Genomic DNA, 24600 nt, shown 5'->3' with positions numbered 1-24600 from the left:
TAACGATGTGGTCCGCTTCAGTGTGCCTTCAGCTCAGATTTCCTACCGTGGAGACATGATCGAAAGCAGCGCTCCACAATGGATCAACGGCTTGATGGACCAGCTCGGCGCCCCAGGTGCCGGACTGGCCATCGCGCTGGAGAACCTCTTCCCTCCCCTGCCCAGTGAAGTGATCCTGCCGCTGGCCGGATTCGCCGCGAGTACCGGCCAGATGAATCTGGTGGCGGCCTTGTTGTGGACCACGGCCGGTTCGGTCGTGGGTGCGCTGGCCCTCTACGGCGTGGGGGCGATGCTCGGCCGCGAGCGCATGATCGCGATAGCGTCCAAGCTGCCGCTGGTGAAGGTCGCGGACATCGAGAAGACCGAGGCGTGGTTCACCCGCCATGGCACGAAGGCCGTGTTCTTCGGGCGGATGATCCCGATCTTCCGGAGCCTGATCTCCATACCCGCGGGTATCGAGCGGATGTCGATCCCGGTGTTCCTGGGGCTGACGACGCTCGGGAGCGCGATCTGGAACACCATCTTCGTCATGGCCGGGTATCTGCTCGGCGAGAACTGGACGGAGGTGACGGGCTACGTCTCGGCGTACTCGAAGGTGGTCCTGGTGCTGGCCGTCCTCGCGGTGATCCTCTTCGTGGTGGTGCGGATGTTCAAGCCCGGTCCGGGGCAGCGGCGCGGGTCAGGCTCCTCAGGATCGTCTCGCCGGCAGCGACGCCCCTCTCAGAAAGAGCTGTGAGGTTCGGCGCCTGCCAGCCTTCGTCCGCGAGTTCGCCGTGGCCCGGTCGCCAGGACCGGTCCGCGGCGAGCAGCAGATCGGCGTCGAGGAGGGAGTCCCCGGCGGCGAGGACGCGGGTGGCTCCGGTGCGCCGGGTGACCTCGCGCAGCGCGGCGCTCTTGGTGAGGGGCTTCGGGACGGCGTAGATCTTGCGGCCCTGGAGGGAGACGGTCCAGCCCCGGGGTCCCGCCCATGCGCTGAGGTCCTTGACCCAGGTCCCGGGGAGCAGGGCGCGGTCGACGACGAGGTAGGCGAAGAGGTCCTCGGCCACGCGGTCCTTGAGCAGCCACGCCGGGTCGGCGGTGTGTCGCAGATGCGCGCGGACCTCTTCGAGGGGGGCGCATTCGTCCGCGATGCGTCCCGTGACCTGTCGCCGCCATTCCTCGTCGGGCTCCCCGTCCACGAGGATCTGGCCGCCGTTGGAGCAGATCGCGTGCCGGGCGGCGGGCCCGGGGAGATGGATGCGGCGGTACTGCTCGACGGTGCGGGTGGTGGTGGGGACGAAGTGCGTGGTGCGGGCGAGTCCGTCCAGGAGCGCGGCGGCGGTCTCGGTGAGGTAGGACAGGGGCTTGCCCTGGTAGACCTCGACGCAGAGCAGCCGGGGCGCCTCGGCGTCGGGGACGTCCAGGGCGAGTGCGGCGGCGGAGTAGATGAGGGTGCGGTCGAGGTCACTGGCGACGAGGACGGAGCGGGGGTCGCTGTCCTGTGTGCGGTGGGGTGCGGTGTTCATCGCGCGGCCACCGACTTGCCGTCGGAGCCGGTGGCGCCGCGGGTGAAGCGGGGGTGGATGAGGCCGACGCAGGTGTACGGCAGACCGGGGACCTCTTCGACGGGGACGCCGCGTTGCTCGGCGAGGAGCCGTACGTGGTCGAGATCCCTCCCGGCGTCGGCGCGGGCCAGGATCTTCCAGGGGACGCGCCGCAGCAGGACACGGGTGGTCTCGCCGACGCCGGGCTTGACGAGGTTGACGTCGTGGATGCCGTACTCCTCGCTGATGCGTTCGACGGCGGCCCAGCCCTCCCAGGTGGGTGACCGGTCGGCCGCGAGCAGTTCCTTGACCCGCCCGGCGACGGCCTCGGCGACCTCGTCGAAGCGGGCGGCGATCCGGTCGATGAAGTCGGTGGAGACATCGGCGCCGGTGAGTTCGCGGTAGTACTTCGCGCCGTGGTAGTCGTCCGGTCCGACGAGGTCGGCGCGCAGGACGGTGCGGGATATCAGCCCGGAGACGGTGGAGTTGAGGCAGGCGGAGGGGATCAGGTAGTCGTCACGGGTGCCGTAGGTGCGTACACATGATCCGGGGTCCGCGAGGACGGCGATCCCGGGGTCGAAGCCGCGGATGCCGGTGCTCTCCTGGAAGTCTTCGAGGGCCTGGGCGAGTTCGCGGGTGATGGCGCCCTTGCCGGTCCAGCCGTCGACGAAGACGATGTCGGCGGGGTCGTGGTGGGCGGCGAGCCAGCGCAGCGCGTTGGTGTCGATGCCCCGGCCCCGGACGATGGACACGGAGTAGTGCGGCAGGTCGAGTCCGTGGTGGTGCCGGGCCCAGCGCCGCATCAGTACGCCGACGGGCGTTCCGGCGCGGGCGAGGGAGACCAGGACGGGCCGGGGTGAGCGCTCCGCGAGGACGATGTCGGTGACGGTGCCGACGGCCCCGGCGATCCGCTGGGCCGCGTCGGTGAGGGCGCTGTGGAACAGCTCCTGGTACTGGGGGCTCGGCTGGTACTCGACGGGCAGCGACTCGGCGTAGTGGGCGCCGCCCGCCTGGATCGCCTCCTCGCGTTCCTCGGTGGGGGCCTCCAGCCGCACCGAGGAGAGGTCCTGGAGCAGCCAGCCCACGTCCTCGGAGGCGTAGGAGGAGAAGTCGGGGCCGCGGAGGGGCTCGGGGAGCATGGGGGGCCTTTCGGGGGCGCGCGTCGCGGCGGGCGGTATGTACGAGGGGACGACGGCCAGCACGACACGGGAGGTGTGCCGGGCGAGCTGGGCGAGGAGCCCGTCGGGGGCGTGCAGGGCGGGGGTGTCCGCGGTGGAGTCGACGACGGCGACGACGGTGTCGAAGCCCGCGCCGGCCACGTTGTAGGCGTAGCGGGTGCCGGGTCCGTCGCCCGGGTCGTCATGAGCGGGGAAGACCAGTCGGCTGCGGATGGCGTAGCCGGGGTCGTCCACGGCGAGGACGGGTGAGCGGGTGGTGGTGGAGAAGAAGAGGTCCGCGTCGAGCAGGTTCTCCAGCGCAGTGGCGAGCCGGAGCGGGGCGTACATGAGTTCCTCGAAGCCGAGGACGAGGACCCGCGGGCGGGTCGTGCCGGGCGCGGGGCGGAGGTGGGGGGCGAGCTGTGCGGCCATCGCCGGGAGCGCGGATTCGAGCCGGGCCTGGTGCTCGGGGGTGAACCCGTGCCGTCCGCCGTCGGGGATCCCGACGGGCCAGTCGAGGGCGGCGCGGACGACGGGCGCGGTCGTGGGGCGCCCGGGCGTGGGATGGGTGGCCGCGTTCCGCCCGCTCGCGGGGACTGCCCCTGGCGTCGTCGGCGTCGGCGTCGGTACGGCTTCGTCGGGTGCCGGGGGCACGGTCTCATACCGGGCGACCAGGGCTTGGCCCTTCGCCAGGACGTCGTCGGGCAGCCGCACCGTGCCCGCCGCGGTGGCCACGAGATCCACCCGCGCGCCGATCTCGCGGGCGAACGCGTCGAGCCGTCCGCGGTCCTCGGCCGACCGCATGTCGATCAGCGCGACGATGACGTACCGCTCACGGGGATGACGGGCGTGCAGGGCGCGGATCGTGTTGAGGACGGTGTTGCCGGTGGAGAACTCGTCGTCCACCAGCACCAGGGGTCCGTCCCCGGCGAGCAGCGCGGGGTCCTCGGGGAGCAGCAGATGGCTGCTGGCGTGGGAGTGGGCCTCCTCGAACCCGGCGGCGGTGGCGACGCCGGGCACGGGGCGCCGGGTGGAGTGGAGGTAGGGGGCGAGGCCGATCCCGTCGGCGACACAGTGACCGAGACCCGTCGCGGTCTCCGCGTACCCGAGGACCACGGCCCGGCGGGCCTCTTCGGGGCCGAGGAGGGCGAGCACCCGGCGGCCGAGCTCATGGCCGTGTCCGTGGACGACGGCGGGTGACCGGGGGACGTGCTTGCCGAGCACGTTCGACACGAGCAGGTGGGCGCGCTTGGGATTGCGGCGCAGCGCGAGCCCGAGGAGCTGCCTCAGCTCGTGACCGTCCGAGAGCCTCTGACCGGCAGAGAGGTCGTGGCTGTCCGAGAGGTCGTGGCCGCCGGACAGCTCGTCATCACCCGGGAGCTCATGGCCGCCGGAGAGCTCCTGACCGCCCGGGGGCTCGTGGGCTGCCGAAGGCTCACGGTCTCCTGAGGTCCCTTGACCACCGGTAGGGCCCGATCCGCCGCCGGTAGGGCCTGATCCGCGATCGCCAGGCCCCGATCCGTCGCTGACAGGCCCCGATCGGCCGCTGGTAGGCCCCGATCGGCCGCTGGTGGGGCCCGATCCACCGTCCGAGGGGCCCGATCCGCCTCCGGCGGGGCCTGGCCGGCCACCCGGGCGCCCAGGGGTGCCCGCGTCGGCGCCCGCCTCGGCACCCACCAGTTCGATCCCGAGCCGCCGCGCGACCCACGTCCCCGTCCACACCACGTCGTCCATCGTCCCTTGTGTTCAGCCGGAGAGCCCGGCGGCGAGAAGTTCCACGAAGCCGACGTCCTCGCGTGCGACGCCGAACACCTCGGCGCGCAGCAGGATGCGCTCGGCCCACGCGCGGTGGGGTTTCACCTCGTTCATCTTGTTCGTGTAGGCGGAACGCATCACGCCGCCGCCGTCCCGCTCCGGTCGCAGGATGTCCCGCGCGTCGCCGTACTCCTCGTGACTGACCACGGACAGCGCGTGCACGGGCTGGACGTGCGACGGATGGATGCAGGTCTTGCCGAGCAGACCGTTGGCGCGGTCGAGCTCGATCTCACGGAGCAGTCCGTCGAGGTCGTGCTCGATGAGCGTCTGGCGCAGCTCGTCCGCGCGGCCCTCCAGGAAGGGGCTGCGGCGCAGCTGGGGCTTGAACATGCGCTCCTGGAGCCGGAAGTACTCCCAGACCGGCCCCGTGACGGTGTAGCCGGTGCCGTCGGCGCGGCCGAGGAGGTTCACCACGTCACCGATGACGGAGGCGACGACCTGGACGTCGTAGGCGGTCAGGTCGGGCGGCCTGCGCAGCCCGTACACCGAGCAGAAGTCGGTCACGCCCAGTCGCAGGGCGAGAACGCGGTCGCGGTACTTGTCGACGGTACGGGCGATCCCGGTGAGGGTCTCGCGGCGGGTCTCCAGGTACAGCAGCTCCGGGGACTCCAGCACCGGCATCGCGAACAGTCTGCGGCCGTGGAGGGACTCGGCGGCGGTGAGGGCCTCCAGGAAGGGGATGCCCCGCTCCTCGGTGAACTTGGGCAGTACGAATCCGGACAGCAGCGCGCCGGCCGCGCCCAGGCGCCGCACCAGGTCGGGGATCTGCTCCGGCGTACGGACCCGGATGAAGAGAAGCGGCAGGTCACCGCCGGGGTGCGCGGCGAGGTCGGTGAGCTGGCGGACGATGTTCCGCTCGGCGTCGGGGACCTCGGTGTCCTCGATGGAGTCCTCCAGGCACAGCACCATGGACATCACGCCACGAGCGGCCTGTTTGCGGATGGCGTCGGCCAGCGCGGGCCTGGTGGCGGGGGTGTAGAGGGTCGCTCCCAGGGCGACCGCGAGCACCCGGGCGGGAGAGTCGGCGGTGAAGTCGCACGGCTCCCGGTGGAAGAGGCGCTGACGCACCTCAGGGGCGATGTGCCCGAAATGACGCATGACTCTCCCCGTGAAGCCGGAATGTTCCGACGCAATGTGGCCGGTAATAGTACGTAGGAACGTATGTCAGGGGTTCCCATGGGGCGTGAATTTCTGGTAATCAGCTGCGGTCCGTGTCGGCCCGCGGGGCCCGTTTTCCTTGTCGCGGCACGTCCCCCGCGTTGTCCTGGCGACCGCCGGGAAGGCAGGATGGCCGTATGACGCACGCGATGCTGAAGGGGTCGAACGTCCCGCTCGAAGCGACGGCGGTACGCGCGGTGCTGCGCTGGTCCCCGGGGCAGGACGTCCCGGACGTCGATGTCTCGGCGCTGCTCCTCGGGTCCGGGGGGCGGGTGCGGTCCGACGAGGACTTCGTCTTCTACAACCAGCCGCGGCATCCGTCGGGCAAGGTGTGGCGGCTGGGCAAGAAGCGCGGGTCCCAGGGGCTCACCGACACCATTCAGGCGGATCTCGCGGGGCTGCCCGCCGAGGTCGACCGGGTGCTGCTGGTGGCGTCGGCCGACGATGTGCCGTTCGAGCGGGTGCACACGCTGTGCATCCAGCTGCATGACGCGGACGCGGCGGACGACGAGCCGCTGGCCTATTTCGACATCAGGCCGGAGACGGGCGCGGAGACGGCGCTGATCTGCGGTGAGATGTACCGGCGTGGCGACGGCTGGAAGTTCCGCGCGGTGGGTGACGGGTACTCGAACGGCCTGGTCGGTCTCGCGACGGACTTCGGGATCTCGGTGGACGAGTCCGAGCAGGACCCGGAGCCGGACGCCGCGGAGCAGGTGCGGGACGCCGCGGTCCCGCCGCCCGCGCAGCCGTCCGCGGCGGCCCCGTCCGGCCCGGCGCACACCGTGCCCCGGCAGACCGCGCCCCATCCGGCGTATCCGCCCGCCCCGCGGGAACCGGCCGCCGGGCCCGCGTACGGCTATCCCCCGGCCGCGACGACGGCCGGCCCGTCGCCGCGGCCCACGTACGGCTACCCTCAGCCGCCGTCCGGGCAGCCGGGGGCCCCGCAGCCTTCGTACGGCTATCCGCAGCCGGTCGCCGCGGTCGTTCCCGACCCGGACTTCCGGCTGCCGCCGCAGGGCCCGCAGTTCCAGCCCCGCTGAGGTTGCCGGCCGGCCGGCCGTCGCCCGGTGGCCGGTTCGGGTGCCCCGGAGGCGAGGGTTCAGCGGTCGGCCTTGGACTTGTAGCCCCGGCCCCACTGGAGGCCCCACCCGTACAGGCGGTCCAGCTCGGCCTGGAAGCCGTAGACGAACTTCACCTCGCGGCGGACGATCAGCTCGTCCTTGACGTTCTCCAGTGAGAACACCGCGCAGGAACGGGCCTGCGGGGCGCGCTCGTCCAGCCCGATCTCGATCCGGGGACCGCTGCTCGGGTAGAGGGTGACGATGGCGTGGGTGCGGTCGAAGGCGGGGGTCTGGTCGTAGATGTAGACGAAGATCAGCAGGCGCTTGATCTCCTCCCGCTGGTCGAGGTTGACGAAGAGCGTCTCGCCGGTGCCCGAGCCGAAGCGGTCGTCCCCGCTGAGCTTGACGTAGGGCGCGCCGTTCAGGTCCCCGAAGAAGCCGCCGAGGGGCTGGACGACGCCCTTCGTCCCGTCCGTCAGCTCGTAGAGGCAGCCCAGGTCGAGGTCGACATTGACCATGCTCATGGTGTGGGCCTGGACCACATCGGGTTTGAACATCTTGAGCGGGCTGCTGAACAGTCCGCCGCGGTCCGGGCCGCCGATGTCCGAGTTGCGCATCCGCCAGGAGAGGTTGACGCGCAGATTCCCGGTGGCGGCGCCCTGCTTGGTCAGCGAGACCATGGGGCGCCGCTTGGTCAGTTCGATGGCGTTGCTCGCCGAGGCCCCTGACTCGAAGTCCGCCGAGCGTCCCGGCCACAATCCGTCCCAGAAGGACATACCGCCCCCCAATGCCCTGGTGTCCCGATGCCCGGCCGTCGGCCGGGTTTCTCCTGATCGTTGCAGCGGGGCGGCCGTGAGGACCATGCCTCACGACCGCCCCGTTGAGAGCGTTCCTCGTGGCGGGCGCCGTCACACTCCGGAACCGGCCACGGTAGGGCGATACTCAGGCCCCGGACGTCACCTTCGACGCGTCGTCCGAGCCGCCGCCCTTGTGGCCGCTCGCCACCAGGGCGCGGTTGCGCCGCACGGACGACCAGAACGACCAGCCGATCAGGACCACGCCGACGAGTCCGGTGACGAACTCGTTGACCTCGAAGCGGATGGTGATCAGCAGGATCGCGGCGAGCGCGCCGATCGCGTAGTGCGCCCCGTGCTCCAGATAGACGTAGTCCTCCAGGGTGCCCTGGCGGACCAGATAGACGGTGATGGACCGGACGTACATCGCGCCGATACCCAGGCCGAGGGCCATGAGAACGATGTCGTTGGTGATCGCGAAGGCGCCGATGACCCCGTCGAACGAGAACGACGCGTCCAGGACCTCCAGGTAGAGGAACATGAAGAAGGCCGCTTTGCCCGCGAGGAGGATCACGGGCTTCCCGCTGCGCTTGGCCGCTTCCTCCGCCTCGTGCTCGCGTTCCTCCTCCTCGTCGAGCTTGCCCTCGAAGAAGCCGGACAGACCGCCGACGACCAGATAGGTGATGAGACCGGCGATCCCGGACAGCAGCACCGTCTCCGTCTTGTCGGCGTGGGTACCGCCGTGCTGGTGCGCTTGCGGCGCCAGATAGAGGGCGCTGATCATGAGCACGATCAGGGCGATGCACACGGAGAGCATCTCGACCTTGCCGAGCCTGGCCAGCGGGCGCTCGATCCAGCGCAGCCACTTGATGTCACGGTCCTCGAAGATGAAGTCGAGGAAGATCATGAGGAGGAACATGCCTCCGAAGGAGGCGATCGACGCGTGGGCGTCGGTGACCAGTTCCTGATAACGGTCCTTGTCGTTGAGCGCGAGATCGACCGCTTCGATCGGACCGAGTCCGGCGCTGACCGCGACGATGACCACGGGGAAGACCAGCCGCATACCGAAGACGGCGATCAGGATGCCGATGGTGAGGAAGATCTTCTGCCAGAAGGCATTCATCTTCTTCAGAATTCCGGCGTTGACCACCGCGTTGTCGAACGACAGCGAGATCTCCAGGACGGACAGGATCGCCACGATCCCGAACCCGACCCACCCCCCGTAGAGCAAGGCTGCGACGAGGCCGAGCGCGGTGACCGCGAACGACCAGCCGAAGGTTCTCAGAATCACTGGCTACCCATTCCTGTCACGGGGATTTCCCCGGTAGGAGTCCGGCAGGGGTCACCCCGCACCGGGCCCAGCTTTACGAAACATTGACTCCGAAGTCTAGGGCGATGCCACGCAAGCCCGACGCGTACCCCTGGCCCACTGCACGGAACTTCCATTCATTTCCGTAACGGTAGACCTCACCGAAGATCATCGCCGTCTCGGTGGACGCGTCCTCCGAGAGGTCGTAGCGCGCGAGTTCCTGGCCGTCCGCCTGGTTGACGACCCGGATGAAAGCGTTGCTGACCTGGCCGAAGCTCTGACCGCGGTTGTCCGCGTCATGGATGGAGACCGGGAAGACGATCTTGTCGCAGCCGAGCGGGACCTTGGACAGATCGATCAGGACCGACTCGTCGTCCCCGTCGCCCTCACCGGTGAGATTGTCACCCGTGTGCTCGACGGAGCCGTCGGGGCTCTTGAGGTTGTTGTAGAACACGAACCATTCGTCACCGAGAACCCGGCCCGCGGTGCACAGCAGAGCGCTGGCGTCGAGGTCGAAGGGGGCTCCCGTGGTGGAGCGTGCGTCCCAGCCGAGGCCGACCAGTACCTGTGTGAGATTCGGCGCGGCCTTGGACAGGGAGACATTGCCTCCCTTGGCAAGCGTGACACCCATGATCGTCTTCCTCCCCGAGGTGATACTGCGTCTTCCCGGGGACCGCCAGACCCACGGACTGCGCCGTGGCCCCCCGGGCCCCCTGGCCGGGGGCGTTCGTACGACCGCCGACCGCCTGGCGCGGCGCGCGGATCGGGCGCCGCGCCGGGCGGTGGTGCGGTGTGCGGTACCGCGGTGATGCGGCGGGCGGTACCGCGGTGATGCGGTGTGCGGCGGCTCAGACGTTGACGCCGAAGTCCTGCGCGATACCGCGCAGACCCGAGGCGTAGCCCTGGCCGATGGCACGGAACTTCCACTCGGCGCCGTTGCGGTACAGCTCGCCGAAGACCATCGCGGTCTCGGTGGAGGCGTCCTCGGAGAGGTCGTAGCGCGCGATCTCCTGGTTGTTCGCCTGGTTGACCACGCGAATGAACGCGTTCCGCACCTGGCCGAAGGACTGCTGGCGGTTCTCGGCGTCGTAGATCGAGACCGGGAAGACGACCCGGGTGACGTCCGCCGGGACCCCGACCAGGCTCACCTTGATCTGCTCGTCGTCGCCCTCGCCCTCACCGGTGAGGTTGTCACCGGTGTGCTCGACGGAGCCTTCCGGGCTCTTGAGGTTGTTGAAGAAGACGAAGTTCTGGTCGTTGGTGACCTTGCCCTCCGCGTTGGTCAGGATGGCACTGGCGTCGAGGTCGAAGTCCGTACCCGTGGTGGTCCGGACGTCCCAGCCGAGACCGATCACGACCGCGGTCAGGCCGGGGGCCTCCTTGGTCAGCGATACATTGCCGCCCTTGCTGAGGCTGACTCCCACAAATCCTCCCGATGTTGTCCAGGGGCGCGGAGCCCCCGTCGTGCTGTGGTATCGGATCAACGTTTCGATCCTAGTGACGGGTTCCCGCACTCCGCAGTGCTTGGTCCCGAAGAATCACAGGATGTCGAGGGCCTTGAGGTAGTCGCCGAGATCCCGGGCGTCCGGCAGGCCGTTCACGACGGTCCAGCGCACGACGCCCTCCTTGTCGATGATGAAGGTGCCCCGGACCGCGCAGCCCTTGTCCTCGTCGAAGACGCCGTAGGCGCGCGAGGCGTCGCCGTGCGGCCAGAAGTCGGACAGCAGCGGGTACTCCAGGCCCTCCCGCTCGGCGAAGACCCGCAGGGTGAACGGGGAGTCGTTGGAGACGGCCAGGAGCTGCACATCGTCGTTGACGAACTTCGGCAGTTCGTCACGCAGTGCGCACAGCTCGCCGGTGCACACCCCGGTGAACGCGAACGGGTAGAAGAGCAGCACCACGTTCTTGTCACCGCGGAAGTCGGACAGACGCACGGTCTCGCCGTGCTGGTTCTTGAGCTCGAAATCCGGGGCCTTGGTGCCGATCTCGATCGCCATGGTGACGGTGTTCCTTCCACGCGGCTGTTCAGGTGACGACCAGCCTACGCAGCGGCCCCGCAGACCCGACGGGGGGCTGCGGGCGGCGTCCACGGCCCTGGACGGGGCGCTGGGGCCGACGCGGGGGCGCGGGGGGCAGGAGGGGCCACTGGGGGCGGAGGGGGCGGCAGAGCGCCGTGACGGGCCTCGACGGACCGGGCGGAGGGCCGCGGGCGGCGGGCGGCCTCGGCGGACCGGGCGGCGCGGCCGGGGCGGGCCGGCGGCGGGCGGCACGACTGGCTCGCGGCTCGCGGCTCGCGGCTCGCGGCTCGCGGCTCGCGGCAAGGAAAACGCCGCCCGTGGGGGTGCCACAGGCGGCGGGTGTATTCGTCGGCAGAGCCCCGCCGACGCCGGTCGGCGGGGGCCCGCACGGAGATCACGGACGCGGGAGCCGTTGAGGATGTCCCGCGCGAGGAGGTGGTGTCAGCGCTTCTTGGCGGCCGCCTTCGGGGTGACCAGACGGCTGCCGGTCCAGTCCTTGCCCGCGCTGATGCTCTTGGTCTGGGACAGACCCGCGGTCTGTGCGGACTCGTTGATATCGCTGGGTTCGACATAGCCGTCGCGCCCGGTCTTGGGCGTCAGCAGCCAGACCGGGGAACCGTCGTCGATCAGCCCGAGGGCGTCGACCAGCGCGTCCGTCAGATCGCCGTCGTCCTCACGGAACCACAGCACTACGGCATCGGCTACGTCGTCGAAATCCTCATCGACGATGTCGCTGCCGATGATCTCCTCAATGGCCTCGCGGAGTTCCTGATCGGCGTCGTCGTCGTAGCCGATCTCCTGGACCACCTGCCCGGGCTGGAACCCCAGCCTGGCGGCAGGGTTCGTCCGCTCCTCCGCGTGGTCCGCGGTCGCGCTCACCGTTTGCCTCCTGATCATGTTCGGATGTTGTCTTGCGGGCCTCGCGCCTGCGCGAGGTATTGGCCGTAGTCCACACGGGCGGGACGGATCGCGCAAGTACCCGGCCGTCGAGACCGCCGAAACGGTGACGTTCCCGGCCGTCTCGACGCAACTCCAGGCACGAAATCACGGCAATCAGTGACACACACCACGACAGTCTGCCCTATTCGCCCGTTTCGCGAACCGAAGTAGGGGCAGCGGAAAAACCGGTACGCATCCGAGACGGACGCGGGGGCAAAAGATCGACGAGGCGCCGGGCGAGGTGAACACAAGGGGACATTCCGGCGCGCGGGGGACACATGGAGCGGGTGGCGGCGATCACCCGGCCGCCCGTTCGGCCGGTACGGGATGGGCGTATCGTTGCGATTTGGCCGAACCGCCCCACCCTGCCGGACCGAGGTCCCGGTTACCTCCCGGTACAGATGACGTTTCCTGTCCTGCGGTACACGATGGGGAACGCCGCACCCACCAGCAGTGGCATGTCCCACGGCCGTGCCACCGGACAGTGAAGGAACAGCGTGGCTTCCGGATTCGATCGCAACCCGATCATCATTGGCGGCCTTCCGAGCCAGGTCCCCGATTTCGATCCCGAGGAGACCCAGGAATGGCTCGACTCGCTCGACGCCGCCATCGACGAGCGTGGCCGTGAGCGGGCCCGCTATCTGATGCTCCGACTGATCGAGCGGGCCCGCGAGAAGCGTGTGGCCGTGCCCGAGATGCGCAGCACGGACTACGTCAACACCATCGCCACCCGGGACGAGCCGTTCTTCCCCGGGAACGAGGAGATCGAGCGCAGGGTCCTCAACGCGACCCGGTGGAACGCCGCCGTGATGGTCTCGCGTGCGCAGCGTCCCGGGATCGGGGTCGGTGGCCACATCGCGACGTTCGCCTCGTCCGCGTCGCTGTACGACGTGGGTTTCAACCACTTCTTCCGCGGCAAGGACGAGGGCCACGGCGGTGACCAGATCTTCTTCCAGGGGCATGCCTCCCCGGGGATCTACGCCCGCGCCTTCCTGCTGGACCGCCTCGACGAGCGGCAGCTGGACGCCTTCCGGCAGGAGAAGTCCAAGGCTCCCGACGGACTCTCCAGCTACCCGCATCCCCGGCTGATGCCGGACTTCTGGGAGTTCCCCACCGTCTCGATGGGCCTCGGCCCGCTGGGGGCGATCTTCCAGGCGCGGATGAACCGCTATATGCAGGCGCGGGACATCGCGGACACCTCCCAGTCGCATGTGTGGGCCTTCCTCGGTGACGGGGAGATGGACGAGCCCGAGTCGCTCGGCCAGCTGTCCATCGCCGCCCGTGAGGGGCTGGACAATCTCACCTTCGTCGTCAACTGCAACCTCCAGCGGCTCGACGGACCGGTACGGGGCAACGGCAAGATCATCCAGGAGCTGGAATCCCAGTTCCGGGGCGCGGGCTGGAATGTGATCAAGCTGGTGTGGGACCGCTCCTGGGACCCGCTGCTCGCCCAGGACCGGGACGGCATCCTGGTGAACCGGCTGAACACGACGCCGGACGGGCAGTTCCAGACGTATGCCACGGAGACCGGGGCGTACATCCGGGACCATTTCTTCGGTGACGACCAGCGGCTGCGCGCGATGGTCGAGAACATGACGGACGACCAGATCCTGCATCTGGGGCGCGGCGGGCACGACCACAAGAAGATCTTCGCGGCGTTCGCGGCGGCCAAGGCGCACAAGGGTCAGCCGACGGTGATCCTCGCGCAGACGGTCAAGGGCTGGACGCTCGGCCCCAACTTCGAGGGCCGTAACGCGACCCATCAGATGAAGAAGCTGACCGTCGACGATCTGAAGGGCTTCCGTGACCGGCTGCGTCTGCCGATCGCCGACCAGCAGCTCGAAAGCGGTCTGCCGCCGTACTACCACCCGGGCCGGGACTCGGAGGAGATCCAGTACATGCACGACCGCCGCAAGGCGCTCGGCGGATATGTCCCGACACGTGTCGTGCGGGCGAAGCCTCTGGAGCTGCCCGGCGACAAGGCGTACGCGGCCGTCAGGAAGGGCTCGGGACAGCAGTCGATCGCCACGACGATGGCGTTCGTACGGCTGCTGAAGGACCTGATGCGGGACAAGGAGATCGGCAAGCGTTTCGTGCTGATCGCGCCGGACGAGTACCGCACGTTCGGCATGGACTCGTTCTTCCCGAGCGCCAAGATCTACAACCCGCTGGGCCAGCAGTACGAATCGGTGGACCGGGACCTCCTCCTCGCGTACAAGGAGTCCCCGACGGGGCAGATGCTGCATGACGGTATCTCCGAGGCTGGTTGTACGGCGTCGCTGATCGCGGCGGGCTCGGCGTACGCCACTCACGGCGAACCGCTGATCCCGGTGTACGTCTTCTATTCGATGTTCGGTTTCCAGCGCACCGGTGATCAGTTCTGGCAGATGGCGGACCAGCTGGCGCGTGGCTTCGTGCTGGGGGCGACCGCCGGGCGGACGACGCTGACCGGTGAGGGCCTTCAGCACGCCGACGGTCATTCGCAGTTGCTCGCCTCGACCAACCCGGGCTGTGTCGCGTACGACCCGGCCTACGGTTACGAGATCGCCCATATCGTCCGGGACGGGCTGCGCCGGATGTACGGCGAGACCGCCGACGGCGCGCCGGGTGAGGACGTCTTCTACTACCTGACCGTGTACAACGAGCCGATGCAGCATCCCGCCGAGCCGGAGGACGTGGATGTCGAGGGCATCCTCAAGGGTGTCCACCGGCTGAAGGCGGGCGAGCGGGGTGAGTTCGGGGCGCAGATCCTGGCGTCGGGTGTCGCGGTGCCGTGGGCACTGGAGGCGCAGCGTCTCCTGGCCGAGGAGTGGAACGTCCGGGCGGATGTGTGGTCGGCGACCTCCTGGAACGAGCTGCGCCGGGAGGCCGTGGAGGTGGAGCGGCATAATCTGCTGCACCCCGAGGAGGAGCAGCGGGTGCCGTATGTGACGCGGAAGCTGTCGGGGGCCGAGGGTCCTTTCGTGGCGGTGTCGGACTGGATGCGTTCGGTGCCCGACCAGATCGCGCGCTGGGTGCCGGGGGCGTACCAGTCGCTGGGTGCGGACGGGTTCGGTTTCGCGGACACCCGGGGTGCCGCTCGGCGTTACTTCCATATCGACGCGCAGTCCATCGTGCTGGGTGTGCTCACCGAGCTGGCGAAGGAGGGCAAGGTGGACCGCGCGGCGCTGAAGCAGGCGATCGACCGGTATCAGCTGCTGGATGTGGCGGCGGCCGATCCGGGGCCGGCGGGCGGCGACGCGTAGTCGCCGGGGCTGTTCCTCGGGGGTGGTGGGGCTTCGGTCCCGCCGCCCCCGTCGGCGTTTCGCGGCCGGTCAGTTCTCCCAGACCTTGAACGCCCTGATCCGGTGGGGTGATTGCGGGGTCCAGGTGCCGTCGCCGGGGTAGGTGTCGAACTCCCCGGTCTCGTCGCAGGTGCCGGACTGGTAGGTGGTGACGGGGCGTCCGAGTCGGTTGGCGAAGGATTGCGCGCTGGTCCCCTGCGGGAGGGGTACGCAGCTCTCGATGTCGATCTCGGACAGGTCATGGGCGGTCCGGGTGCCCTTGAAGTCCGGCTTGGACCACAGACACAGTTCCCCGGGCCCGCAGGCGCCGAGCGTGGTGCGGGTCATGGCGGCCGGGGTGGTGGCGTTGCGGGCGGCGGGTGCGCCGGCGGTCCGGTGCGGGGTCGTGGTGCCGAGGGAGTGCGGTGCGTCGGCGGGCCGGGCCGAGGGCGAGGCCGCGACTCCCGTGTGGACGGGACCGGCGAGGGCCAGGGCCGTGGCGGTCGCGGCGGTGGCGAGGAGCAGGTTGGTGCGCATGTGGTCGAACCCCCGTGTCGTACTGATCACTTGGTGCCACTGTCACCTGCGGGGCGGAGCGGAAGGAAGGGTTCCGAGGCGGTGCCACCCGGACAGGCGAAAACCCCACCGGTCGGGAACTGGTGGGGTTTCGCGAGCGTTGGCGGCCGTCCGCGGTGTTGCCGTGGCGGTCGGGCCGGTGCTGGTCGGCGACGTGGCGCCGACCAGCTAGATGTGGGCCGCCGAGGCGCCCGCCTGGGCGTTGGCGCCCCGCTTGGTGAGCAGGGCGACGAAGATCGCCACGAAGCCGACGGCGGCGGCGACGAGGCAGGCGAGGCTCATCCCGGAGATGAACGTGTCGTGGGTGACACCGGTGATCGTCGCGGCGATGTCGGCCGGGGTGCCCGGGGCTATGGGCGGGGCGCCGACCTGGACGGCCTCGGCCGCCTGGTCGAGCTGGTCGGGGGTGAGCGGCGGCAGGTCGGCGTCCGTCCAGTTGCCGGGGAGGTCGCTGTGGACCTTGGAGGCCATGACGGCGCCGAGCACGGCGGTGCCGAGGCTGCCGCCGATCTGCATGGCGGCCTGCTGGAGTCCGCCCGCGACCCCGGACAGTTCCATGGGCGCGTTGCCGACGATGACCTCGGTGGCGCCGACCATGACCGGTGCGAGACCGAGGCCGAGCAGGGCGAACCAGATGGACATGGTGAAGCTGCCGGTCCCGGCGTCGAGGGTCGACATGCCGTACATGGCGAGCGAGGTGACGGCCATGCCGCCCGCCAGCGGGATACGCGGGCCGACCTTGGTGATCATCAATCCGGCGAGCGGGGAGCCGACGATCATCATGCCCGTCAGCGGCAGCAGATGGACGCCCGACTGCACCGGGCTCATCCCGTGCACCCGCTGGAGGTAGAAGGTGACGAAGAACAGTCCGCCCATGAAGGCGATGGCCATGAGAACCATCAGGACCACACCGGCCGACAGCGGCACGGAGCGGAAGAGCCCGAGCGGGACGAGCGGCTCCTCGACCTTCGTCTCCCAGAAGGCGAACAGGATGAAGGAGGCCACCGCGATACTCATGAAGGTCCAGGTCAGTCCATCGCCCCAGCCCCACTCGGGGGCCTTGATGATGGCCCAGACCAGGCAGAACATGGCCGCGGACAGCAGCACGATGCCGATGATGTCGAAGGAGCGCGGCGCGTTCTTGGCACGGTGGTCCGTGAGGATCAGCACACCCAGGACGAGGGCGACGACGCCGACCGGCACGTTGATGAAGAACACGGACTGCCAGCTCACGTGCTCGACGAGCAGACCGCCCACGATCGGGCCGCCCGCGGTGGAGGCACCGATCACCATGCCCCAGATGCCGATGGCCATGTTGAGCTTCTCGGCGGGGAAGGTGGCGCGCAGCAGGCCGAGCGCCGCCGGCATGAGCAGCGCGCCGAACAGACCCTGGAGGACCCGGAAGAAGATCACGTAGGCGATGCCGTCGGACAGGCCGATGGCGGCCGAGGCGAGGGCGAAGCCGACGATGCCGATGAGGAACGTCTGGCGGTGTCCGAACCGGTCACCGAGCTTGCCCGCGGTGATGAGGGAGACGGCGAGCGCGAGGAAGTACCCGTTGGTGATCCATTGGACGTCCGCGAAGGTCGCGCCGAGGTCCCGCTGGATCTCGGGGTTGGCGATCGCCACGATGGTGCCGTCGAGGGCCACCATCATCACGCCGATCGCGACGGCGAAGAGCGTCAGCCAAGGGTGGCCGCGCAGCCCTTGGGCCTTGGTGGGGCCCGGGACGAGCGGGGTCGGCACCTCGTCCGCCGGACCGGTCTTGTCGACGGTGGTCTGACTAGTCATACGGCGGACAGTAATGTCAGCCTCTGACAGTTGACAAACAAAATCACTAGCCGGTAGCTGTCACCTTACTCACAGATAGAGTGACCTGCGGAAACAGAGGAAATGGGGCGCGGCGTGACATCACCCCGACCGGGACTGCGTGAGCGGAAGAAGGCGCGCACACGGGACGCACTGCTGCGGGCGGCGCTCGAACTGTTCACCACCCAGGGGTTCGAGGAAACCACCGTCGACGAGATCACCGAGGCCGTCGACGTCTCCCAGCGCACGTTCTTCCGCTACTTCCGCAACAAGGAAGAAGTCGTCTTCGCGGTCCAGGACATGATCGAGTCCCACTTCGTGGCGGCGCTGCGCGAGCGCCCCCGGACCGAGGGGCCGCTGGAGGCGCTGCGCAACGCGGTGCTCCAGACCTGGGACACGGTCGACGACACCATCGACACGACCGTGCCCATGCCGCTGCACATGCGCACCTATCAGATGATCGAATCCACCCCCTCCCTGCTCGCCAGCCATGTCCGCCGCTCCTCGGAGGTCGAGGAGCAGATGGCGCGGCTCGTCGCGGAACGCGAGGGCCTGGACGTCGACGAGGACCCCCGGCCACGCGTCGCGGTGGCGGTGTTCACCGGCGTGATGCGGGTCACGGGCCGCCTGTGGGGCGCGGGCGAGGACACCAGCATCGAGTCCATCCGCGACCTCACCGCGCGCTATCTGGACCATCTGGGCCCCGCCCTGGCCGGGGACTGGCGCACCGGCCCGTCGCGATCGCCCCGATAACGCCCCGCGCGGGCACCGATCAGGACGCGCCGCCGACCCGACCGGAGCGCACCGCCGACCGCACGCCGGACGGCGCACTCCCGCGCGCGAGACACACACAGCGGCTACGGAACGTGACAACCCCCCTGCTTTCGCGCCCCCTTTGACACACTTGCACCGGTGAAATCGTGATGCGTGTCACCCAGCGCACGCAGTCGTGCGGGCTTCTCCTAGGGTGTGCCGCAGTGACTTCCTTCGACTCATCCCCTCAACTCGGCGCCTGGCGGGCAGTGCTCGCCCTGGTCGTCGTCCTCGTGATGCTGGCGACCACCGGCTGGACGACCCTGCACGGCCGCGGCGAGCGCGGTTCCGCCCTGAGGGCAGCGCTCTCCGCGTGGGAGCGCGGTCACCTCGACGGCCGCCCCCTCCCGGACCCCCAGGTCCCTCCGGCACGGCTGTCGCAGTTCTTCGCCTCGCTCACGGCCCAGCAGCAACGCCTGCTCGTCCACCGCCATCCCCTGGCCGTCGGCAACATGAACGGCGCTCCCGTCTCCCTGCGTTATCTCGCCAACCGCACGGCACTCGGCATCGCCCGCGAGCAGGAGTCGCAGCGCGCGCGGGACAGCAGACTCTCCGCGGCGGGCCAGCGGGACGCCGAACGCCGTATGCAGCGCTACGACGCCCTCAGCCGGCCGGGCCGCCAGGTCCTCGCCTTCGACCCGACCGGACCCGGACGGGTGGCAGAGGTCCTCGGCGACCTGGAACGCGCCCAACGGGTCTCCGTCGTCGTACCCGGCGTCGACACGACCCTGATCACCTTCCAGCGGGACGACCGCGCGTACTCCACGCCCCTCGGTATGGCCCGTGCCCTCCATGACGCCGAACGCGAGGCGAGCCCGCGGACCCGCACCTCGGTGATCGCCTGGGCCGACTACCGGGCGCCCGACGGGCTCGGCGTCGAGGCCGCGACGGCGATACGGGCCGAGAGCGGCGCGGTCCGCCTCAACGCGATGCTGCGGGGCCTGCCGGGCCGCGGCGGGATCGCCCTCTACTGCCACAGCTACGGTTCCGTCCTGTGCGGGGTCGCCGCCCCGGGGCTGCCGTCCCGTGTCAGCGACATCGCCGTCGCCGGAAGCCCCGGAATGCGCGCCGACAGGGTGTCCCAACTGCGCACCCACGCGCGCGTATGGGCCACCCGGGACGGTGACGACTGGATCGAGGACGTACCGCATCTCGAACTCGGCTCCCTCGGCCACGGCGCCGACCCCGTCTCCCCCGCGTTCGGCGCCCGGCTGCTGTCCGCGCGCGGAGCGGACGGACACACGGGCTACTTCGAGCCCGGCACCGAGAGCCTCACCAACTTCGCCGAGATCGGCGTCGGGGCCTACCAGGGGTTGCGTTGTGCCGACCGGGACGACAGTTGCAGGAGTGGTCTGTCCACGGGCGCCGCGGCCTGACGCGCGTAGAAGACGTAAGAAGTGCGGCCCCCTATGGGAGGGACGGAGACGCCCGTGCCGCATACGATGACCAGCATGGGTGATGTACTGGCCGGATTTCACGCCGCTTGGGAGTTCGAGTCCGATTCCGTGCTCATCCGCTTCGAACGGGGGATACGCACGCCCAAGCTGTTCCAGGCACTCGGGGAACGCCGGGTCCCCCACGAGGCGGTCGCCGCCGTCACAGTGACCCCCGGCAGACGCGGAACGGTCGTCCTGCACGCCGTACCGAGACCCGGCGCCGACCCGCTCATGGACGCGGCGGCGGGACAGCTCAAGGAAGGCGCCGACCCCTACCGCCTGGTCCTCCCGGCGGAACGCGCGACACTCGCCGAGTACTACGCCGACGAACTGCGGCCCCTCATCGGCGAAAGCGGCACCGGCGAACCCCCGGACCGCTACCTCGTGACCGCGCCGGAAGCCCCCCTGCACTTCAAGGCGTACGACGGCAAGGCGGCCTTCGACGGCAAAGCCGTCTCCTACCGCTGGTCATGGACCGGCGCCTCCTCCGCGAAATGGAAGGCCGGCGACCAGAAGTTCCCCGTCGCCGACCTCAACGGAGTCGAATGGCGCTCCCCCGAACTCTTCGAAGGACATCTGCGGCTGCTGCTCCGTGACAACGCCCAGCAGCCCGCCCAGGCCGACCAGGACCCGGCGGCGGTGGTGTTCGGCCTCGGTTACGGGCCCGTGCACGAGTCCCTGCCCTTCGCCGCCTCGGTACTCGCCGCCGTACGGTCGTGCGGACCGGTCGGAGCCGTCCCCGCCCTCCACGCCCCGCCAGGCCGGCGCGACCCCGCGGACATCGCGGACCGCATCCGGCACCTCGGCGAACTCCACCAGGCGGGACTGGTGACCGACGAGGAGTTCCTGTCGAAGAAGGCGGAACTGCTCGCCGAGCTGTGACCCCCAGGGGCGACCAGGGTTCCCTCATACCCCGGTATGAGATGCGGTCCAGCACCTCGGTATGACGGCAGAACGGCACACCGGTGCCTACCCTGATCAGGCTATGAGCACCGCACCCCCACCCCCAGGCCCGCCAGGGCGGACCTCACCGCGCACCTTCGCACACCGCGCCCGGACCACGGCCCGGGACGCACTGCGCGACGTCGGCGTCGCCCTCGTCACCCCGACCGGATCCACCGAGGCCCTGCTGTCCCAGGCGTCCAGGTCCTGGATGCGGATGATCCCCTACGTGGTCGCCCTGGCCCTCGTGTCGAGCCTGCTCCCCACCACCATCGGCGTCCTCATCCGCGACTACGAGGTCGCCGGAGCGCTCGCCGGTGCCCTCGCGGTCGCGCAGACGGCGCCGTTGCTCCTCGCCGTGACCAGACCGCTGCCCGCCTGGTGGATCATCGGCAGCGCGAACGTCCTCTGCGCCGTGACCACCCTCGACGCGACGGCCGACCGGCCGGCTCCCTGGCTCCCCCCGGCCATCGTCGGGTACGCGGCGCTCAGCCTCGCGCTCGCCCTGCGGGAGAAACGCCGCACCCTGGTCGCCGTCTGGCTGACGACCACGGTCGCCAGTCTGCTGCTCGCCGCGCTGAGTGCCCCGGACAGCCAGGACACCAGCGTCCTGATGATCGTCCTCAGCGGGGCGATGCTGCTGGTCGGCACGCTGATAAAGGACCGCCGCGAAGCACAGCACAAGCTCGCCGAACAGGAGGACATCAACGAAGCGGAGCGTTCCCACCGGGCCCTTCTGGAGGAACGCGCGCGTATCGCCCGCGAGTTGCACGATGTCGTGGCGCACCATATGTCGGTGATCACCGTGCAGGCCGACTCCGCCCCCTACCGGCTGGGGAACCTTCCCCCCGGCGTGGTCAAGGAATTCGAGTCCATAGCCACCGGGGCGCGGGAGTCCCTGGGCGAGATGCGCCGTCTGCTGTCGGTGCTGCGCAGCGAGGACACCGCGGGCGAGCGGGCTCCCCAGCCGGGTCTCGACCGGCTGAGACATCTGGCCGACGCCACCGTGCGCGCGGGGGTGCCGGTCGTACTGTCGTCCCCCGAGATCGCCCTCGTCAGGGAACTGGCTCAGCTGTCGCCCGCCGTGGACCTGTCGGCGTACCGCATCGTCCAGGAGGCCCTGGCCAATGTGGTGCGCCACGCCCCGGGCGCCCTCACCGAGGTACTCGTCTCCACCGACCGGAAACATCTCACCGTGGCGGTCGTCAACCGGCCCTCCAAGCGACCCTCCTCCGCTCCCTTGGAACATGGATCGACGGGGCACGGGCTGATCGGCATGGCGGAACGTGTCCGGCTGGTCGGCGGCACACTCGATGTCGGGCCGCTGCCCGACGGAGGGTTCCGTGTCGCGGCCAGGATGCCCGTCGTCGAACCGGGCGGTACCGCGCCCGCCCCCGACCGACCGCCGACCGCCGGTCCCACCAGCACCAAGGAGCAGCCTCGCCCATGACCATCCGCGTGATCATCGTCGACGACCAGGCCATGGTCCGGGCGGGGTTCGCCGCGCTCCTCGCCGCGCAGAGCGACATCGACGTCGTGGGCGAGGCGCCGAACGGCAAGGAGGGGGTCGTCCTCAGTCGCACCGCTCACCCCGACATCGTGCTGATGGATGTACGTATGCCGGAGATGGACGGACTGGCGGCCACCCGTGTCCTGCTCGACCCGCCGCCCGGAGTGGTGCACCGGCCCAAGGTCCTCATGCTCACCACGTTCGACGCGGACGACTACATCTTCGAGGCACTGCGCGCCGGCGCCTCGGGCTTCCTCCTCAAGGACGCGCCGCCCGCGGACCTGATCTCGGCGGTGCGGGTCGTCGCGGGCGGGGACGCCCTCCTCGCGCCCTCGGTGACCCGCCGGTTGATCGCGGAGTTCGCGGAGCGCAAGACCAGCTCGCGGCGTGAACGGTCCCTCGCGCTGAACGGACTCACTCCACGGGAGACCGAGGTACTGGGGCTGATCGCCCGGGGCCTGTCCAATCAGGAGATCGCCGACCGGCTCATCCTCGCGGAGCAGACGGTCAAGACGCACATCGGACGGGTCCTGGCCAAGCTGGGGCTCCGGGACAGGGCCCAAGCGGTGATCTTCGCGTACGAGTCGGGGCTCGTCACGCCCGGAGAGCGGTAGGGCCACGCACCGCTAACGGTCCGGGTCCCGCACGGAACCTGGACGCCGAGGCTGCGGTCCCCCGGCAGTTCGCGCACGCGCCCCTCGACCGTCCCACGGTCGGGGGGCGCGGTCGTACGCCCGTCCCCTCCCGTCCTCTCCCGTTCCCTCCCGCTGTGCCCGGCCGCTGTGCCCGGCCGGGGGCCCGGCCGGGGCTGCTTGGGTGCCCGTTCGCCCGCGTCAGCCCTGTCGTAGGCGCCCAGGGAAGAGCCACGCAGCGCCGGATCGCGAAGGTTCGGGCCGTCAGGAGGCGGCCGGTCTTCGGCTCCCTGGGACCAGCCGGTACCGGGGTATGACGACCCCATACCCCGGTACTACCCGCGACTTGGCTCCGCAGTGTGACGTGCGGCGTGCGTTCAGCTCCGTACCTTCCCCTCGTCAGACGAACGGACCGACGGGGAGGGCGAGCGATGGACCACAACTCGCTTGCAGGACAGGGCAGTTACTGCGCCACCACGACAATGGCGCGGGTGCGGGATCACAAGGTCCGAGGGGCGACCGCTCCTGTCGAACCATCGGCCTCCACGGCCAGGGTCCGAGCACGCGGCCGACTCCGTTCCCGGGTCCCCGCTCAGGGCCGGCGGGCCGGGCGGGGCAGGCGGACCTTGATCGCGATGGCCCTGGTCACGGCGGCCTTCGCGGGGACCACCGGCCTGGCCGTCGGGAACGCCCAAGTCCCGCTCAACGGGCCACCACCCGGCACCGCCGCATGGCGGGCGGACCGTTCCCTCGGGGTCCACCTGCCTGACCCGGCCGCCACGACTCCCACCGGGACAGCCCGGTTCTTCGGCACGCTGGACGACTCGGAGCGCGAGAAGCTGGCCGAACGACACCCCGGGGTCGTCGGCAACCTCGACGGCGCCCCGCTGGACCTCCGGTACCAGGCGAACAGGCGCGCTCTGCTGGACAGCCGGGCACAGCAGCAGAAGCAGGCGGCGAGCCGGGAACTTCCGGTCCGGGACCGCCAGCGGGCCCGGGAACGGATCACCCGGTACTCCGAACTGCTCGCACCAGGCCGACGGATACTGGCCTTCGATCCCCGGGGGCGAGGGCAGATCGCCGAGGTGCACGGCGACCTCGGGACCGCGCGCCATGTCTCGGTGATCGTTCCGGGCTCCGACATCGACGTGAGCACCTTCGACCGGACCACCGACACCTACGGCACACCGTCCGGGATGGCCAAGTCGCTGCGACAGGCAGCAGGGGGCGGCACGGCGGTCGTGGCCTGGGCGGGCTACACGACACCGGTGGGCATCGGTCCCGACGCGGCCACCGGTGGGCTCGCGGAGGCCGGGGCGCCACGGCTCAGCCGGTTCGTCGCGGGACTGCACGCGGTGGGTCGGCCGGCGCCGACCGTGTTCTGCCACAGCTACGGCTCGGTCGTCTGCGGCCTGGCGGCGCCCTCCCTCATGGCTTCCGACCTGGTGGTGCTCGGCTCACCGGGAATGCGCGCGGACAGCGTCTCCGATCTGGGCACGGACGCCCGGGTATGGGCGGCCAAGGACGACAGCGACTGGATCGGCAAGGTTCCGAACGTCCGGTTCCTCGGTCTCGGACACGGCGAGGACCCCGCAGGACCCGCGTTCGGCGCCCGCCCGGTCCCGGCCCATGACGCCCACGGCCACACCGGCTATTTCGCACCGGGCACCGCTTCGCTGGCCGCCTTCGCGGACATCGCCACCGGCACCGGGATCGCCGGCAGCGGCCTCCGGGCCGACACGGACCAGGGTCACACCCGGGCACGGCAGGAGGTCGCGTCATGAACAGCATCATGAACAGCAGGACGACCAGGTCGGCACCGCCGATCAGCAGGACGGAACCGCT

20 protein-coding genes are annotated in these 24600 nt (G+C 70.1%); 9 read left to right on the top strand and 11 right to left on the bottom strand.

Features of this window, described 5'->3' with window-relative positions:
- The first annotated feature begins 55 nt into the window (after nucleotides 1–55).
- Nucleotides 56–736, top strand: coding sequence for a DedA family protein (locus OG711_RS27705; RefSeq protein ID WP_329561130.1), 681 nt, complete (start codon nucleotides 56–58; stop codon nucleotides 734–736).
- Here the strand turns inward: OG711_RS27705 and OG711_RS27700 are convergent.
- From OG711_RS27700 to OG711_RS27690, 3 genes are all read right to left on the bottom strand, one after another.
- The gene (locus tag OG711_RS27700) at nucleotides 651–1505 is read right to left on the bottom strand and encodes an HAD family hydrolase (RefSeq protein ID WP_329561128.1); all 855 of its coding nucleotides are present in this window, start codon (nucleotides 1503–1505) and stop codon (nucleotides 651–653) included. The two genes, OG711_RS27705 and OG711_RS27700, sit on opposite strands and share 86 nt — an antisense overlap.
- Nucleotides 1502–3970, bottom strand: a complete 2469-nt coding sequence (locus OG711_RS27695; protein ID WP_405675000.1) for a phosphoribosyltransferase — start codon at nucleotides 3968–3970, stop codon at nucleotides 1502–1504. Before OG711_RS27695 ends, OG711_RS27700 begins: the two co-directional genes overlap by 4 nt.
- 456 nt (nucleotides 3971–4426) lie before the next feature.
- A complete protein-coding gene (locus OG711_RS27690; protein ID WP_329561126.1) occupies nucleotides 4427–5593 on the bottom strand; it encodes an HpcH/HpaI aldolase/citrate lyase family protein in 1167 nt (388 codons plus the stop codon).
- Nucleotides 5594–5790: 197 nt separating this feature from the next.
- Between OG711_RS27690 and OG711_RS27685 the strand changes: the two genes are divergently transcribed.
- Nucleotides 5791–6693, top strand: a complete 903-nt coding sequence (locus OG711_RS27685; protein WP_329561124.1) for a TerD family protein — start codon at nucleotides 5791–5793, stop codon at nucleotides 6691–6693.
- Between the two features lie 59 nt (nucleotides 6694–6752).
- Here the strand turns inward: OG711_RS27685 and OG711_RS27680 are convergent, their stop codons facing one another.
- The 6 genes from OG711_RS27680 to OG711_RS27655 form a co-directional block, all read right to left on the bottom strand.
- Complete coding sequence (locus tag OG711_RS27680; RefSeq protein WP_073793527.1) at nucleotides 6753–7490, bottom strand: TerD family protein; 738 nt, start codon at nucleotides 7488–7490, stop codon at nucleotides 6753–6755.
- 166 nt (nucleotides 7491–7656) lie between these two features.
- Nucleotides 7657–8799 (bottom strand): DUF475 domain-containing protein, encoded by a 1143-nt coding sequence (locus tag OG711_RS27675; protein WP_329561122.1) that lies wholly within the window; start codon nucleotides 8797–8799, stop codon nucleotides 7657–7659.
- A gap of 73 nt (nucleotides 8800–8872) precedes the next feature.
- Nucleotides 8873–9448, bottom strand: a complete 576-nt coding sequence (locus OG711_RS27670) for a TerD family protein (RefSeq protein WP_073793529.1) — start codon at nucleotides 9446–9448, stop codon at nucleotides 8873–8875.
- A gap of 217 nt (nucleotides 9449–9665) precedes the next feature.
- Nucleotides 9666–10241: a TerD family protein gene (locus OG711_RS27665; protein ID WP_073793530.1), complete on the bottom strand. Its 576-nt coding sequence runs from the start codon at nucleotides 10239–10241 to the stop codon at nucleotides 9666–9668.
- Nucleotides 10242–10355: 114 nt separating this feature from the next.
- Nucleotides 10356–10814: a peroxiredoxin gene (locus tag OG711_RS27660; RefSeq protein ID WP_329561120.1), complete on the bottom strand. Its 459-nt coding sequence runs from the start codon at nucleotides 10812–10814 to the stop codon at nucleotides 10356–10358.
- A 462-nt stretch (nucleotides 10815–11276) separates the two neighbouring features.
- The gene (locus tag OG711_RS27655; protein WP_073793532.1) at nucleotides 11277–11714 is read right to left on the bottom strand and encodes a DUF3052 domain-containing protein; all 438 of its coding nucleotides are present in this window, start codon (nucleotides 11712–11714) and stop codon (nucleotides 11277–11279) included.
- Nucleotides 11715–12271: 557 nt separating this feature from the next.
- Between OG711_RS27655 and aceE the strand changes: the two genes are divergently transcribed.
- The gene (aceE, locus tag OG711_RS27650; RefSeq protein WP_329561118.1) at nucleotides 12272–15019 is read left to right on the top strand and encodes a pyruvate dehydrogenase (acetyl-transferring), homodimeric type; all 2748 of its coding nucleotides are present in this window, start codon (nucleotides 12272–12274) and stop codon (nucleotides 15017–15019) included.
- A gap of 69 nt (nucleotides 15020–15088) precedes the next feature.
- Here aceE and OG711_RS27645 read toward each other — a convergent pair whose 3' ends face one another.
- Nucleotides 15089–15574: a peptidase inhibitor family I36 protein gene (locus OG711_RS27645; RefSeq protein WP_329564078.1), complete on the bottom strand. Its 486-nt coding sequence runs from the start codon at nucleotides 15572–15574 to the stop codon at nucleotides 15089–15091.
- A 207-nt stretch (nucleotides 15575–15781) separates the two neighbouring features.
- Nucleotides 15782–17404: an MFS transporter gene (locus OG711_RS27640; RefSeq protein ID WP_266515067.1), complete on the bottom strand. Its 1623-nt coding sequence runs from the start codon at nucleotides 17402–17404 to the stop codon at nucleotides 15782–15784.
- Between the two features lie 102 nt (nucleotides 17405–17506).
- Here OG711_RS27640 and OG711_RS27635 point away from each other — a divergent pair, with 102 nt between their 5' ends.
- The 6 genes from OG711_RS27635 to OG711_RS27610 all read left to right on the top strand — a co-directional run bounded on the left by OG711_RS27635 (nucleotide 17507) and on the right by OG711_RS27610 (nucleotide 24539).
- Complete coding sequence (locus tag OG711_RS27635) at nucleotides 17507–18175, top strand: TetR family transcriptional regulator (protein ID WP_073793536.1); 669 nt, start codon at nucleotides 17507–17509, stop codon at nucleotides 18173–18175.
- Nucleotides 18176–18399: 224 nt separating this feature from the next.
- Nucleotides 18400–19611 (top strand): alpha/beta hydrolase, encoded by a 1212-nt coding sequence (locus tag OG711_RS27630; RefSeq protein WP_073793537.1) that lies wholly within the window; start codon nucleotides 18400–18402, stop codon nucleotides 19609–19611.
- A 75-nt stretch (nucleotides 19612–19686) separates the two neighbouring features.
- Complete coding sequence (locus OG711_RS27625; RefSeq protein ID WP_329561113.1) at nucleotides 19687–20553, top strand: DUF4429 domain-containing protein; 867 nt, start codon at nucleotides 19687–19689, stop codon at nucleotides 20551–20553.
- Nucleotides 20554–20656: 103 nt separating this feature from the next.
- Nucleotides 20657–22063, top strand: coding sequence for a sensor histidine kinase (locus OG711_RS27620; protein WP_329561110.1), 1407 nt, complete (start codon nucleotides 20657–20659; stop codon nucleotides 22061–22063).
- Nucleotides 22060–22737, top strand: coding sequence for a response regulator (locus OG711_RS27615; RefSeq protein ID WP_266515082.1), 678 nt, complete (start codon nucleotides 22060–22062; stop codon nucleotides 22735–22737). Before OG711_RS27620 ends, OG711_RS27615 begins: the two co-directional genes overlap by 4 nt.
- Nucleotides 22738–23381: 644 nt before the next feature.
- The gene (locus OG711_RS27610; protein WP_405674121.1) at nucleotides 23382–24539 is read left to right on the top strand and encodes an alpha/beta hydrolase; all 1158 of its coding nucleotides are present in this window, start codon (nucleotides 23382–23384) and stop codon (nucleotides 24537–24539) included.
- Nucleotides 24540–24600: the final 61 nt, after the last annotated feature.

The organism is Streptomyces uncialis (genome assembly GCF_036250755.1).
Lineage (GTDB): Bacteria > Actinomycetota > Actinomycetes > Streptomycetales > Streptomycetaceae > Streptomyces > Streptomyces uncialis.
Note: the sequence above shows the minus strand (reverse complement) of the source record. Positions and strands in the feature narration are given on the sequence as shown.